This is a genomic window from Thalassotalea euphylliae (genome assembly GCF_003390395.1).
Classification (GTDB): domain Bacteria; phylum Pseudomonadota; class Gammaproteobacteria; order Enterobacterales; family Alteromonadaceae; genus Thalassotalea_F; species Thalassotalea_F euphylliae_C.
In genome coordinates this window covers 1,991,045-2,005,589 of sequence record NZ_QUOV01000001.1, presented here as the reverse complement: position 1 = coordinate 2,005,589, position 14,545 = coordinate 1,991,045, and the positions used below count along the sequence as shown (strand labels likewise).

At 41.3% G+C, this 14,545-nt stretch carries 14 protein-coding genes; 6 read left to right on the top strand and 8 right to left on the bottom strand.

The features are described 5' to 3' along the window. Positions 1 to 81 precede the first annotated feature (81 nt). The gene (locus DXX92_RS08945) at positions 82 to 1,629 is read right to left on the bottom strand and encodes a methyl-accepting chemotaxis protein (protein ID WP_116002360.1); all 1,548 of its coding nucleotides are present in this window, start codon (positions 1,627 to 1,629) and stop codon (positions 82 to 84) included. A 228-nt stretch (positions 1,630 to 1,857) separates the two neighbouring features. Between DXX92_RS08945 and DXX92_RS08940 the strand changes: the two genes are divergently transcribed. From DXX92_RS08940 to DXX92_RS08930, 3 genes are all read left to right on the top strand, one after another. Further along, positions 1,858 to 2,550: a helix-turn-helix domain-containing protein gene (locus DXX92_RS08940; protein ID WP_116000141.1), complete on the top strand. Its 693-nt coding sequence runs from the start codon at positions 1,858 to 1,860 to the stop codon at positions 2,548 to 2,550. A 113-nt stretch (positions 2,551 to 2,663) separates the two neighbouring features. Continuing rightward, positions 2,664 to 3,380 (top strand): DUF1456 family protein, encoded by a 717-nt coding sequence (locus DXX92_RS08935; RefSeq protein WP_116000140.1) that lies wholly within the window; start codon positions 2,664 to 2,666, stop codon positions 3,378 to 3,380. A gap of 15 nt (positions 3,381 to 3,395) precedes the next feature. Further along, positions 3,396 to 4,034 carry a GNAT family N-acetyltransferase gene (locus tag DXX92_RS08930; protein WP_116000139.1) on the top strand — a complete coding sequence of 213 codons (639 nt, stop codon included), beginning with the start codon at positions 3,396 to 3,398 and terminating at the stop codon, positions 4,032 to 4,034. A 416-nt stretch (positions 4,035 to 4,450) separates the two neighbouring features. Here DXX92_RS08930 and DXX92_RS08925 read toward each other — a convergent pair whose 3' ends face one another. From DXX92_RS08925 to thrS, 6 genes are all read right to left on the bottom strand, one after another. Beyond that, positions 4,451 to 6,595 (bottom strand): methyl-accepting chemotaxis protein, encoded by a 2,145-nt coding sequence (locus DXX92_RS08925; RefSeq protein WP_116000138.1) that lies wholly within the window; start codon positions 6,593 to 6,595, stop codon positions 4,451 to 4,453. 379 nt (positions 6,596 to 6,974) lie between these two features. Next, positions 6,975 to 8,078 carry a phosphoribosylaminoimidazolesuccinocarboxamide synthase gene (locus tag DXX92_RS08920; protein ID WP_116000137.1) on the bottom strand — a complete coding sequence of 368 codons (1,104 nt, stop codon included), beginning with the start codon at positions 8,076 to 8,078 and terminating at the stop codon, positions 6,975 to 6,977. A gap of 156 nt (positions 8,079 to 8,234) precedes the next feature. Next, a complete protein-coding gene (gene rplT / locus DXX92_RS08915) occupies positions 8,235 to 8,594 on the bottom strand; it encodes a 50S ribosomal protein L20 (RefSeq protein WP_116000136.1) in 360 nt (119 codons plus the stop codon). 16 nt (positions 8,595 to 8,610) lie between these two features. Continuing rightward, positions 8,611 to 8,805 (bottom strand): 50S ribosomal protein L35, encoded by a 195-nt coding sequence (gene rpmI, locus DXX92_RS08910; RefSeq protein WP_116000135.1) that lies wholly within the window; start codon positions 8,803 to 8,805, stop codon positions 8,611 to 8,613. Positions 8,806 to 8,961: 156 nt separating this feature from the next. Continuing rightward, positions 8,962 to 9,528, bottom strand: coding sequence for a translation initiation factor IF-3 (gene infC, locus DXX92_RS08905; RefSeq protein WP_181901807.1), 567 nt, complete (start codon positions 9,526 to 9,528; stop codon positions 8,962 to 8,964). 92 nt (positions 9,529 to 9,620) lie between these two features. Continuing rightward, entirely contained in the window at positions 9,621 to 11,531 is a 1,911-nt protein-coding gene (gene thrS / locus DXX92_RS08900) for a threonine--tRNA ligase (protein WP_116000133.1), read from the bottom strand. A 179-nt stretch (positions 11,532 to 11,710) separates the two neighbouring features. On the opposite strand from thrS, the gene DXX92_RS08895 reads away from it, so the two are divergent. From DXX92_RS08895 to DXX92_RS08885, 3 genes are all read left to right on the top strand, one after another. Then, positions 11,711 to 12,487: an START domain-containing protein gene (locus DXX92_RS08895; RefSeq protein WP_116000132.1), complete on the top strand. Its 777-nt coding sequence runs from the start codon at positions 11,711 to 11,713 to the stop codon at positions 12,485 to 12,487. Positions 12,488 to 12,594: 107 nt separating this feature from the next. Then, complete coding sequence (locus DXX92_RS08890) at positions 12,595 to 13,464, top strand: fructosamine kinase family protein (RefSeq protein ID WP_116000131.1); 870 nt, start codon at positions 12,595 to 12,597, stop codon at positions 13,462 to 13,464. Positions 13,465 to 13,605: 141 nt separating this feature from the next. After that, positions 13,606 to 13,812: a CPXCG motif-containing cysteine-rich protein gene (locus DXX92_RS08885; RefSeq protein ID WP_116000130.1), complete on the top strand. Its 207-nt coding sequence runs from the start codon at positions 13,606 to 13,608 to the stop codon at positions 13,810 to 13,812. A 59-nt stretch (positions 13,813 to 13,871) separates the two neighbouring features. Here DXX92_RS08885 and DXX92_RS08880 read toward each other — a convergent pair whose 3' ends face one another. Further along, positions 13,872 to 14,510: a riboflavin synthase subunit alpha gene (locus DXX92_RS08880; RefSeq protein ID WP_116000129.1), complete on the bottom strand. Its 639-nt coding sequence runs from the start codon at positions 14,508 to 14,510 to the stop codon at positions 13,872 to 13,874. Positions 14,511 to 14,545: the final 35 nt, after the last annotated feature.

The following is a 14,545-nucleotide window of genomic DNA, read 5'->3' as shown; positions in this document are numbered from 1 at the left end:
TTCTCGAACTTAGGGAATAACTTAACTTTTATTACTAAAAAACGTACCAAAAAAACGCACTAATAAAACGCCTTACAAACGTTAATTCAAAAACTGGCCAACTAGGCGCTGTTGGTCACTAATTCGGTGCAACAGGTTCAGGTTCAATTGGCAGGCGCTCTTGCTATGTTCGTCAGTATCAGATGACATTGCAGAAATTGATTGCAAGTTATGACTAATTTGTTCAGCCACCACTGCTTGCTGCTCAACATTGACAGAAATATCGACACTGTGTGTTGAAAGCCGATGAACTTCATTATTAATGTCGGTTAGGGCTTGTTTTGTGGCTGTCGCCAACTCAACACAAGTCGCAGAAAGATCGCCACCTTCATTCATTTCCTTGATGGCTCCTGCAGATTCAGTTTTGATTTGGCTCAGTAAGCTGTTGATCTCTTCCGTAGAAGACTGTGTGCGAATGGCAAGTGCTCGAACTTCTTCAGCGACAACGGAAAAACCTCTGCCCTGTTCACCGGCACGTGCTGCTTCAATCGCAGCGTTTAACGCAAGTAGATTAGTTTGATCCGCAATACCACTAATTTCAGTCAATACCGTTTCGATCGAATTTGTACCGGTAATTAATCGTTCTATCGTGCCGCCAACACATGACAAATGTTGTGACAATGCATCGATTGCGCCGAGCATATCCGTCACGGTAGATTGGCTAAGCTGCGAAAGTTGCATGCCTTGCTCACTTGCCTGCGCACCTTGTTTAACCGTAGTTGAAATATCGTTTATGGTGTCGGAAAGCTCTTTTATCGCTTGCGAAACTTGCGATGTTTCACGGTTTTGCTCACTACAAGCCGTTGATGCTTGTTGACCTAGTTGATGGCAATCATTAGCGGTTTCGGTAACCTGAGTAGAGACATCACACACTCGCCCTACCACAGCATTTAATTCAGCTTTACGCATTTTTAACGCTAAAATCACTGAGCCTATGTCATCAGTTGTGCCGGCGTATAGATAATTCATCAGTGGGTTGTCGTACACTTCTTTGGTCGCTTTGACCATGGTGCGGTATTTTATTCGCCAGTACGAAAACACACCGACTGTCGCAGCCACAACTAACACCAGTGGTAGCATCGCTGCAGTAAGTTGTGGGAAAAAGAAAGGTAATGTAAGTAAGTAGAGTAGTATTAACGGCAGTAGCCATTGCACCCAGCGTGTGGCATCAGTACAGAATTTTAATTTGGCTGGCAACTTATCTTGGTTAAGCTGTTGATAGGTTTTGCTCGCTCGTTCGACAACCTCTGGATCAGGTTGGGTGCGTACCGATTGGTATTCAACAATTTTACCTTGCTGATCTTTAATCGGCGTAACAAAGGCATTTACCCAGTAGTAATCACCATTTTTACAGCGGTTTTTAACCGGTCCCATCCATGATTCGCCATTTTCTATATACTGCCACATATTGGCAAACGCCGCTTTGGGCATCTCGCTATGGCGAACGATATTATGTGGTTGATTGGCTAATTCATCTTCCGTAAATCCCGCTATATCACAAAACTTTTGGTTCGCATAAGTGATATGGCTTTCGGTATCCGTAACTGATATGAGTACGTCATCATGGGCTAACTTTACTTCTCGTGACATCCTTTCAACTGCCATTAAATAATGTAGAAGTGATGCGCTAGCTTGTAAATTTATCTGACAATCGTCAAATCGCTGCCAATGTGTCAACTATAACTTGACACCTTACAGTCTAAGCCATGAAAACCCTTACATTTTATACTAAAAAGCCAAAGCAGGTTGACGCAGATCAAGATTAGCGACCAGCAGCCGAGTATCATAATAATAAGCAAAAGTACTAGCCTGAAGTTTATGGCACATAAGTTTTCTTCCCGACTGAAAAAGTTGTTGGCAGAGCGCAACATCTCAATTTCGCAGTTATCTCGGCTTACTAACATTAGCCGACAATCAATTTACAAATGGTTTGCTACCGACAACATCAGCTCGCACTCTTTAACCAAACTCGCCCGCAGTTTAGCGGTTGATGAAGACTGGCTGCGATATGGCACAAAAGGTTTTACTACACGAGAACAAAGCGTAAATTCAGGTAAAAATGCCTTTATTAAAGTGCTAGATAATCATGCGTTCAATGATACTAAGCAGCACCTTGCTGAACTTGATGTGCTAGTTGGCGCCTATCACTTCAGCACCGGGAAAATCAGTTGCTATAACACAAGCACTATTTTGAACCCAGCAGCGGGCCCTGTAGATAGTTTCGAAGACTTAACCAGTCATATCTGTGTTCAACAATTAAAACGCATCAAACTAAACGCACTTAAACTGCTAACCCAGTTGCGTATTGATTCATTTCACATAAGCACCGTGCATAATCCCCATATTTACCAATGCACATTAATGCCCATTGTAAATCACACACAGTTGCTAGAAGGGATTTCTTTTAGCGTCGCTAAAGTGTTCACTGAACATGAACAGCTCTCTAAGTGTCTAAAAGCAAAGTGCGATAAATGTATCTATGATTTACGTAAAGAAGTTGCTAGTACTTGATAATTAATTACATCCAATTCCATAGCGTAAAAATATCGTAGCGCTACAAAGTTAAGCGCGCATCACCAATTTCATGCTAAAATACGCGTTTACCCTTTTCATGAGATTAACGAGTGACTAATAACGATATTCTGCGCCGACTGCGTTTCACCTATAACTTCACAGACAAGCAGATTTGCGACATTTTTGCACTGGCAGATGTTGGTGTGACCACCGAGCAAGTAGTCAACTGGTTAAGAAAAGACGACGATAAAGATCAAGTTAACCTGTCTGATCAAAAATTAGCTGGTTTCCTAAATGGCTGGGTAGTTAAAAATCGCGGTAAAAAAGATGGGAAAACGCCAGTCAACGAAAAGCAACTTAGCAATAATTTAATTTTAACTAAGATAAAAATTGCCTTATCACTGAAAGCTGAAGATATATTAGCTTTACTAAAATCAGTTGATTTTAATTTAGGTAAAGCTGAACTAAGTGCATTTTTTAGAAAGCCTGATCACAAACATTTTCGTCAATGTAAAGATCAAATATTGCGTAACTTGTTAACGGCAATCCAGCAAAAACAGCGACCAATCAAAAACTCTGCTGTCGCTGACCACCAGGAAAGCTCAGCAAATACTCAACCTAATAAGCATGCTGGCAAGCCCAAAAGTGCTGTTACCAATAAAAAGAGTAAAACTGACAAATTGGCGAAACAAGGCGCACGACCAAACAAAAGTAAAGTTTATGTGAATCCAAATGCCAGTAATCAACGCGATGACAGCATGAAGTCAGATGAGCGCAAAACATTGAAACTTAAACCAGAGCAAATCTGGGGACAAAAAGATAAGTAAGCACAAGGCAAATTCATGACCGACTATACCTTTTCCCTGCAATCGCCAGAGATTAAAACAAATTTTGAATGGCAGCTTTATCAAGAGCTAAATGTATTAGATGGCGATCAACTTATCGCCAAAGTTGAATTAGAGCTACTAACCATCAACAAGCATCGCAATGCACTACAAAGCTGTGAAGCACTTGAAGAACTAGGTGCCACAGATTGGGAGCTGCCATTAAACTTATTTTTTAAAGGGCACAATGTAAAAGCTGACCTTAGTGAGCAACTTTCAGTAAAACAAGAGAGTAAAAAGGCAACCCAGCACATTATGCTAGAGGCGATTAGCGTTTTGCCAGCATACCAAGGTAAAGGTTTAGGTAAAGCAATCCTAAACTACCTTGCAAACGAATACTCAAAAGCGCAGTCGATTTGGTTAATGGCGATGCCAATGCACTTTTTTATCGACCCAGAAGAATGTGAGTTGGCTGAAGATAAAGCTTACTATCAAGCCATGAAGTTAACTGAGCAAACCGCAACGAGTTCAGAAATTTCGGCCTACTTCCAAAAACAAGGCTTTCAATCACTCAGTATTGATGAAGATTTATTAGCTGAGCCTTTACCCTATGAGATTTTGGTCACGTCACCTAAGTTATTAGCTGATAACGAATAAAACTGGCCTTATACCAATTTGATTAATTATTTAGCCTCTCAGAATGACATAAGCAGTATTAGAACAAACGAAATTTATGACGATATAGTCGTTCTACATCAAGTGAATTTTGTGCAGTTATCATGCTGCTTATGCATTCCCAAGGGCGAGTTTTAAAGGCACATATACTGCGTTATGGCGTTTGCTTTTCGTTCAAAAAAAGGGGAATAACCATTCTCTACACGTCAAACCTTGTCTATGAGCCTTTAAATTCTCGCTGAGTGATCAAATAATTATTCAATTTGGTATTAAATAGCAACTAGTAACTGCCAGCTAAAACATATGAATTAAAAAAGCCATCATCGATAATACTCGATGATGGCTTTTTTTGATATTTTGCTAACTATCTTAGTTTATTAGCTATTTTAAAACGATAATTAGAAGTCTTCCCACTCATTAACTACTGGCTTGCGTAAACGCGCTGCCGGCTTAGGACGCGGGTTAAAGTCTTTTGCGCGCGTCACTTCAGGCTTTAATACTGGGCTTTGTAAAGCTTCATCCGTTTCGAAATTTGATACTTGCTCAAGTAAGTCTTGCGCTTTCTCTTCCATCGAACGGCTAGCCGCTGTCGCTTCTTCAACTAATGCGGCATTTTGCTGTGTCATCGAATCCATTTGCGAAACCGCATTGCTCACTTCGCTAATGCCAACCGCTTGTTCGCGACTTGCAGAGTCGATATCCGAAATCATGGTAACCACTTCTTGTACCGCGCCGATAACATCGCTAAATGTCTTGCCTGTATCATCGACAAGCTTGCTACCTTGATTAACCGCATCAACACTGTCGCTAATCAAACCTTTGATTTCTTTCGCCGCAGACGCACTGCGCTGTGCTAAGTTACGAACTTCACTTGCAACAACTGCAAAACCGCGGCCTTGTTCGCCAGCGCGTGCGGCTTCAACCGCGGCGTTTAGTGCAAGTAGGTTTGTTTGGAATGCAATTTCATCAATAACACCGATGATGTCAGAGATTTTCTTGCTAGACTTTTCAATAGCCTGCATCGCAGCAATCGCATTGTTAACCACGTCGCCACCATCACTGGCTTTACTCATCGCCACAGTAGAAAGTTTAGTAGCTTCCGTTGCGTTATTGGCATTTTGCTGAACCGTAGAAGTCAGTTCTTCCATTGCTGAGGCAGTTTCCTCAAGACTTGCCGCTTGAGATTCAGTACGTTGACTTAACTCACTGTTACCTACCGCTAGCTCACGCGAAGAGTGGAACACATGATCAGCTGCATCGCGAATCGTGCTCATCATATCGTTTAAGTTATCCAGCAAGGAATTCATTGAATCACCTAACACGCTGAATTCTTCACCTAGATCAGCGTCAATACGGTTGGTTAAATCTCCTTCCGATAACGACATAATGCTGTCTTTGATTTCTGATATCGCTTGTTTGCGCTGGGTAATATCAGTGGCATACTTAACCACTTTAAACGGCTTACCGTTCATGTCTAAAATTGGGTTATATGAAGCTTGAATCCAAACCTCTTTACCAAACTTACCTAAACGGCGGTATTCACCTGAGTCGAACTGACCTTGACCTAGTTTTTGCCAAAATTGCTGATATTCAGCACTGCCTGCAACTTCCGGCTCTGCAAACATGCTGTGATGTTTACCTTTCACTTCAGCCAGTGTATAGCCCATGGTCATTAAAAAGTTTTCATTGGCTTCAATAATGGTGCCGTCTAATTCAAACTCAATCACGGCTTGTGATTTACCAATAGCGTCAATCTGGCCTGAGAAATTAGCCGCTTGTAATTTTTGTGCTGTAATATCTGAGGCATACTTAACCACTTTAAATGGCTTGCCTTCCATATCTAATATTGGGTTGTAGGAAGCTTGAATCCAAACTTCTTTCCCATTCTTACCGACACGTCGGTATTCACCTGCTTCAAATTCACCGCGGCCTAGTTTTTCCCAAAACAGCTTGTACTCTAGACTGTTAGCGTACTCAGGGTCAGCAAAGATACTATGATGCTTACCCTGCACTTCGACTAAACTGTAACCCATGGCATTAAGGAAGTTATCATTCGCCGTGATAATGGTGCCATCCATATTAAATTCAATTACCGCTTGAGATTTACTGATAGCATCAATTTGACCTTGAAAGTTCGCCGCCGCTATTTTTTGCTCGGTGATATCAGTTGCAAACTTTACAACACCTGTGGCTTTGCCTTCTTCGTTGAAAATTGGATTGTACGATGCTTGGATCCAAACTGGCTGACCATCTTTGCCGATACGTTTGAATTCACCTGTGACAAATTCGCCTTGGTTTAACTGCTGCCAAAATGCAGCGTATTCAGCGGTATTCGCATAGCCAGCTTCTGCAAACATGCTATGGTGCTTGCCTACAACTTCTTCCAATGTGTAACCCATTGCGTTGAGAAAATTATCATTGGCGGTCACGATTGTGCCGTCTAATGTAAATTCAATAACGGCCTGTACCTTATTTAATGCATCAACTTTTGCGATCATTTGTTGATAGTCGTGATCTGGGGTACTAGCGGTTTTCGTTGCCATAATTGGAAATTCCTTTGTCTTAATTTGAAGGACACTTAGATTGAGAAACTAGTCTAAATTTCAGTTTCTCGCAATCTGAAATACATTTGTTAGGTATAAAGGTAGTTGTAATGATTAGATTATTCTTAATATTACCTTAGGATTTAATGGGGCGCATACAAATGTGTGTCGTTAATGTATTTTTCAATAATTACCTAGATACTTAATGAGTACTCTCTAATTGGTAAACATCGTTAAATACAAAGTTATATACATAGTTCTGTGCTAAATCATATTACCTATTAGCTTTACTAACGGGCAAGCCCAGCAAATTTTAGTAACGATTACAGTTGCTTCATTTGCTGAGTTCGCCGATTAACCTCGCAGAAATAATAACTGCCTAGTCAACTAATTGGTACTGGGTTTTCAATATTTTAATGATCTCAGCTTTAGGATTGTCGCTTAACATGATTTTTTCACCAGTAATTTTCTCGGCAATACCGGTATAAGTTTTTGACACTTGCATGAGTACGTCGGCAGGTAATTCATTATCGTGTGCCAGAGTTTCACGCTCTTCCATTCGCTCTTTATTTAGCAGAATGTCTGGATCTGGGAAATGACTAAGCAATAGTTGGCGGAAACCTTCTTTTGAATTCTCCACCACTTTACCAGCGCGATATTGTTCACCGTCCCAAATACGAGAAGAATCTGGTGTGCCCACTTCATCCATATAAATTAACTTGTCATTACCAGCTTTGTCTTTGACATAACCAAATTCAAATTTAGTGTCGACAAAAATTTGGTCAAGCTTGCCAAGCGCGTCTGAGATTACATCAAAGCCCTGCGTTAACAGCTTTTCGTACAAAGCGATATCATCGACCGACTTAAAGTTGAAGGCTTGGAAGTTATCGACAATGTTTTTGCGGGTAATGTTAACGTCATCTGCCTCTGGTACATCAGGGATCCCTTTCAAAATACCTTTTGTTGATGGCGTTTGTAACAACTCTGGTAACTTGCTGTCCCTGCTTAAGCCTTCTGGCAATTCAATACCACAAAAATCACGCTCACCTTTTTCGTAGGCACGCCACATAGAGCCGGTAATGTATTGACGGCAGATCGCTTCAATCATCACAGGTTGTGCTTTTTGTACGATCCAGACAAATGGGTGAGGAATATCAAGAATGTGACTATCGGCTAAGCCTTGCTCTTTAAACAGCTTAAACCAATGGTTTGAAACCGCATTGAGCGCTGCACCTTTACCTGGTACACCACGCATGCCACCCTCACCTGTCCAAATACAATCAAAGGCTGAAATGCGGTCGCTGATCACCATTATGGCTAATGGTGTGTCGGCGGGAACGTCGTATCCTTTCTCGATGATTAAACGACGACTGTCGGCTTCTGTTAACCAATAAACGCTACGAACTTTACCACTGTGAACAGGTTTATCAGTGCGGATGGGTAAATCATCATTTACCGCCAAAACTTGATCAGCAAGACTCATGCTTATACTTTCCTTTAAAGAATCTATTAGTCTGATTTCAATCGATGAAAACACAATAATAATTTCTTTAGGCTTTTGTTAACTAATAAATGTTAGCTAATAAAAAAGGACGCTAGTGCGTCCTTTTTTGTGTTTCAACTATTCAAATAGTCAAGCTTAAGCAGCTAATGCCGCGTTTGCTTTTTCTACTAGTACAGTGAAAGCAGCTTTATCGTATACAGCGATGTCTGCTAAGATCTTACGATCGATCTCGATAGAAGCTTTCTTAAGACCGTTGATGAAACGGCTGTAAGATAAACCATTTTGACGAGATGCAGCGTTGATACGAGCAATCCAAAGTTGACGGAATTGACGCTTACGTTGACGACGGTCACGGTATGCGTATTGGCCAGCTTTAGTTACTGCTTGGAAAGCAACGCGATAAACGCGACTACGAGCACCGTAGTAACCTTTAGCTTGCTTTAAAACTTTTTTATGAGAACGGCGTGCTACAACACCACGTTTTACTCTTGCCATTGTCTAAGTTCTCCTATTAAGCGTGACGTAACATTTTCTTAACTGACTTGATGTCAGAAGCGGCAACTAGGCATTTAGCACGTAAGTGACGCTTAACTTTGGTACGGCGCTTAGTCAGGATGTGACGAAGACCAGCTTGCTTGAATTTATAGCCGTTAGCTGTAGGCTTAAAGCGCTTTGCAGCACCTTTGTTAGTTTTCATTTTAGGCATGAAAAATACTCCGCATTTCTGCCATTAATATTAAGCTATCAAGGCGAGAGTGCTTATTGCGCTCTACTTGCAGGCCTTAATAACCAGCTTCAAGATAATAGTGGTGAGCAATCCAATTATAAAAATAAGCGGATTAACTACTTGTAGACCAAACTATTAACGTTTGATTGGTGCGAGAACCATAATCATCTGACGACCTTCTGCCTTTTTTGGGAAGAATTCTACAGATGCTACGTCTTGTAAATCCGCTTTAACACGGTTTAAAAGCTCGATACCAATGTCTTGGTGGGCCATTTCACGACCGCGGAAACGTACTGTTACCTTAGCCTTGTCACCACCTTCTAAAAAGCGCTTCAGGTTGCGTAGTTTGACCTGATAGTCGCCTTCATCTGTACCAGGACGGAATTTAATTTCCTTAACCTGAATTTGTTTCTGCTTTTTACGCTGTTCTTTTTGCTCTTTGGCTTTTTCGTAAAGGAACTTACCGTAATCCATTACACGACACACAGGCGGTTTTGCCGTTGGGCTGATTTCTACTAAATCAACACCTGCTTGCTCCGCTAAGTTCATCGCTTCGTTTAACGTTACGATACCAGCTGCTTCGCCGTCATAACCAATTAAGCGAACTTCGTTGCCAGGAATACCTGTAATTAACTCATTTAAACGATGTGCCGGCTCTTTTTGACCGCCTCTTTGACCACCTTTAATAGCCTGTTCCTCCAAAGAACTAAAAATAATCAGGCATGGTTTTGCATACATGCCTGGATAAAATAACTTGTTGTGTCCGTTTTAACTTTACTTGCGAATCACTAGGATTAGGTTCTGTCGCTAACTTCTTGTGTTAGCTTAGCAATAAAGTCTTCAACCGACATTTTTCCTAAATCTTCACCACCGCGTGTACGAACAGCAATTTCGCCGTTTTCCATCTCTTTGTCACCAACGACTAAAAGATATGGAACACGCTTCAAAGTGTGCTCGCGGATTTTAAAGCCTATCTTCTCATTTCTCAAGTCAACTTTGGCTCTAAATCCACTTTCTTTCAGTTTTTTCACAACATTTTCACAATATTCACCTTGTTTGTCGGTGATATTCATCACAGTTGCCTGAATTGGTGATAACCAAGTTGGGAATTTACCTGAGTATTCTTCGATTAAAATACCGATGAAACGCTCTAATGAACCTAAGATTGCACGGTGGATCATTACCGGTACGTGACGTTCACCATCTTCACCGATGTAAGACGCATCTAAACGACCTGGTAGTGCAAAGTCTAGCTGCACCGTACCACATTGCCAGTTACGGCCTAAACAATCGAGTAAGGTGAACTCAATTTTCGGACCGTAGAATGCACCTTCACCTGGTAAGTACTCAAATGGGATGTCTAAAGACTTAAGCGCGTTCGCTAGGCCTTCCTCGGCTTTATCCCAAATTTCATCAGCACCGATGCGCTTTTCAGGACGAGTCGAGAGTTTTACGAGAATGTCTTCAAAACCAAAGGTTTTGTATACATCGTAAACCATTTCAATACACTTAGTGACTTCTGCTTGTACTTGATCTTCAGTACAGAAAATATGGGCATCATCTTGTGTGAAACCACGTACGCGCATTAAGCCGTGTAATGCACCTGATGGCTCATTGCGGTGACAACAACCAAACTCTGCCATACGTAGCGGTAAATCACGGTATGACTTCAAACCTTGGTTAAAAATTTGAACGTGGCCTGGGCAGTTCATTGGCTTAATCGCATATTCACGTTTTTCAGATTCTGTCGTGAACATGTTTTCTGCATATTTGTCCCAGTGGCCTGAGCGCTCCCACAACTGACGATCCATCATTAATGGACCTTTTACTTCGTCGTAATCGTATTCGTGTAACTTTTGGCGAACGAATTTTTCAAGCTCAGTATAAATAGTCCAACCATCGTTATGCCAGAACACCATGCCCGGCGCTTCGGTTTGCCAGTGGAATAAGTCTAGTGCTTTACCGATTTTACGGTGGTCACGCTTTTCTGCTTCTGCTAAGCGTTGTAAGTAAGCTTTTAATTGCTTCTTATCTGCCCATGCTGTGCCGTAAATACGCTGTAGCATTTTGTTTTCTGAATCACCACGCCAGTAGGCACCTGCAACATTCATCAGTTTAAAGTGATGACAGTGCTTCATGTTTGGCACGTGTGGGCCACGACACATGTCGATGTATTCTTCGTGATGATATAAGCCTGGACGATCATCTTTCTCGATGTTTTCGTCTAAGATTTCCATCTTGTAGCTTTCGCCGCGTGCTTCAAACGTATCGCGTGCTTCTTGCCAAGAAACCGTTTTCTTCACAACCGCGTAGTTAGTTTTAGCAAGCTCAAGCATGCGCTTTTCTAACTTCGCTAAATCATCGTCGTTTAATGCTTGCTCTAAATCGATGTCGTAGTAAAAACCGTTGTCGATTGTTGGACCAATCGCCATTTTTACATCTGGGAATAATTGCTTGATCGCGTGACCTAACAAGTGAGCACAAGAGTGGCGAATAATCTCCAGACCATCTTCATCTTTCGCAGTGATCAACTGTAGTTGGCAATCTTCGGTGATCATTTCGCACGCGTCTACGCGCTCACCATTAATGCGACCGGCAAGTGTCGCTTTTGCTAAACCAGGACCAATGTCTAATGCAACATCCATTACAGATACTGGATTATCGAAAGAACGTTGACTTCCGTCTGGGAGAGTAATTACAGGCATGAAATTTCCTTACACAGTGGCGACGCACACGTAGCGCCGCTTGTTAATTTAAATAAAAGTGTGATTAGCCATCAGAAATTGCATTATCGTTTCGAATTACTTTTTCGAACCTAAAACACGCAAAATATGGTCTAATACAAATGAGCTCGGAAGAATAGAAAAATTAAGCGGATATTTCAATGGCAAACAGGCGTTTTTCAAAGCTTTTTCATCATTTAGTTAAAATAACGTTTCCACTGCTTTTATCAATTGTTGCAAACCCTCTTATTCTTGGTAAAAGTTACGCGAATGATGTTATAGAAAAAGTTGAAAATGAGAGTACAGCTACACATTGGCAATTGGTGCGAACTAGCGACGCTGTTAAAGTCTATACAGCTAAGCGTGCAAAGGCTCAAAAGCAAAACGAGAACAAACACCTTGCTCATATTAAAGCCGAGCTTACCGTTCGATCTTCCCTTTCCGGTTTTTTATTGTTCTTACAAGATTATGACAACATTCCCAATTGGCTGGATAATGCCTACCATAGTGAATTGATCAGCCAGGAATCGCCAACCCGTAATATTTTCATCACCTATTTTGAAGGTATTTGGCCAGTTAAGCCCCGAGATATGGTGATAGACACAGAGTTTACACAACAGTCGGATCTCAGCATCAATATTCATGTAAAAGATGCAGGCAATGAAGTACCACTTTCTGACGACATTGTTAGAGTTAGCGTATTGCACGCTAACTGGCTCATCAAACCCATTGAGCGACTTGGCTATATTCATATTGCTTACGAATTTAGTGTTGATCCAAATGGTGCCATTCCAGTTTGGCTGGTTAACCAAATGACAGTGAATTCCGTATGGCAAACAATGCGAAACATTGAACAACAGTTACCCGCATCTCAATGGCAACAATTTCACATCAATTCGATTAAAGAGCAAGCAGTTCAAACTTCTCCAACACACTGAGTAAAGGTGCTGATAAAGCGCCGCAATTGAACAATTTATCTTTGGCAAGCACATACTGCAAGTTGTTCTATACTAAGCAATTATTGGTATTTAATATTCTATGAACTATGTGGCACAGCGTAGAGTCTGCGATTACTAAAAGCACAGGAAAAGCGTTTAGTATTGAAAATAAATCCCCTATTTCTGGCGGTGATATCAACTTAGCATTTCACATTAGTGGTAAAAACCAAAACTACTTCGTTAAAGTGAACAACAAAACTGCATACGATAACTTTTCGCAAGAGTGGTATTCGCTTGACCAATTGGCCAGCCTTTCTGACGTTAAATCACCCAAGCCTGTTGCGATTGGCAGCACACTAGATAAAAGTTTTCTGGTGCTTGAATATCTAGCATTAACCAGTGGCAGCGATAGCCAGTGGTTTCAAATCGGTCAGCAACTTGCCTTAATGCACCAAGTATGCACTCATGGCGAATTTGGTTGGCAACACGACAACTACCTTGGTCATACTCGACAACCCAATAAATGGCAGAAGAATTGGAGTGTATTTTTTGCAGAGCAACGTATTGGTTGGCAATTAGCCTTGTTAGAAGAAAAATCAATTTTGCTGGGCGATATTGACTACATTTGTGCGCATTGCCAAAAGTTGCTCGCTCACCATCACCCACAACCTAGCTTACTTCACGGCGATTTATGGCAAGGTAACGTAAGTTTCACTGAATTACAGGGCGTTATTTATGACCCTGCGTGTTACTACGGTGATCGCGAAGCTGATATTGCCATGACCGAATTATTTGGTTTGTTTCCGACAAGTTTTTATCAAGGCTACCAAGCAACATATCCATTGTCGAAAAGTTATGCCAAACGAAAACTGCTTTATAACTTTTACCATGTACTTAACCACGCCAATATGTTCGGTGGCATCTACATTGACCAGTCAAAAGCTAATTTACAGCGTATTTTATCAACGCCAAGCTAGCTATAATCGGTCTTTAAAAATTCACGTCAAACGGCTATAAACCACTATATTACGGCTTTTCAGAGACTTAGCTGCAGCTAGCAGAATCACATATTTTGGTCATACTTAAAAGACGTTTGAGCAAAGGTGAAGAGGTCAGTTATGCTCGAAGATCTTCAACAACAGCGGATTGAGTGTCCACACTGCGGTCATCATTTACACGTAACGTTAGATCCAAGTGCCGGTGACCAAAATTATTACGACGAATGCCCTGCATGCTGCAGTGAAATTCATTTCAATATGCATATTGATGAGGTCGGCCAAAAGATTGAGCTACAAGTAGACGCAGACGACGAGCAAGTTTTTTAAGCGCAAATGTTTGAGCGAAAAGCAGCGTAAAACTAACCTACTTATATCTCCGTTTATAGTTAGCCTAACTGTAGTTTCATTCGCTCTATCGTCGACACGATAGTAATGGTTTGCTGATCCATTTCAATATTGACGTTATCACCAACCTCAAGGTCACCAATATTGGTTCTGGTTAATGTTTCGGGGATCAAATGCACATTGAAGTGACCGTTTTCCACTGACTCGCCTAAGGTCAAACTCGTGCCATTAATTGAGATAAATCCTTTGCCAAATAAGTACTTTGCATAAGCTGCTTGTTGGCTTGGCGCTAACTCAAAATAAATACTGCGATTATCACCAATATTTTCAATTTGAGTGACACTGGCCATGGCATGAATATGCCCTGAGACTTGATGCCCGCCGATTTCATCGCCAACTTTTAACGACCGCTCATAATTCACTAAGTCGCCTGCGTTAATCGACGCAAGATTGGTTACGCGTAACGTTTCATCAATCACATCAAAACGAATTTTGTCGAGCGTTTCATCAAGCGATTGCTGCTCAACAACCGTTAAGCATACACCATTAATCGCGATACTGGCGCCCAACTCAATTTGCTGTGCATATTGCTTGTCAACAGCGATGCATAGCTGGCAGACGCCATGCTTAGTTTGTGCTGATAAAACTTGTGCTTTCGATTGCACAATCCCAGTAAACATATATTATTTACCCCTTAAAAATTTTCGCTATTTTA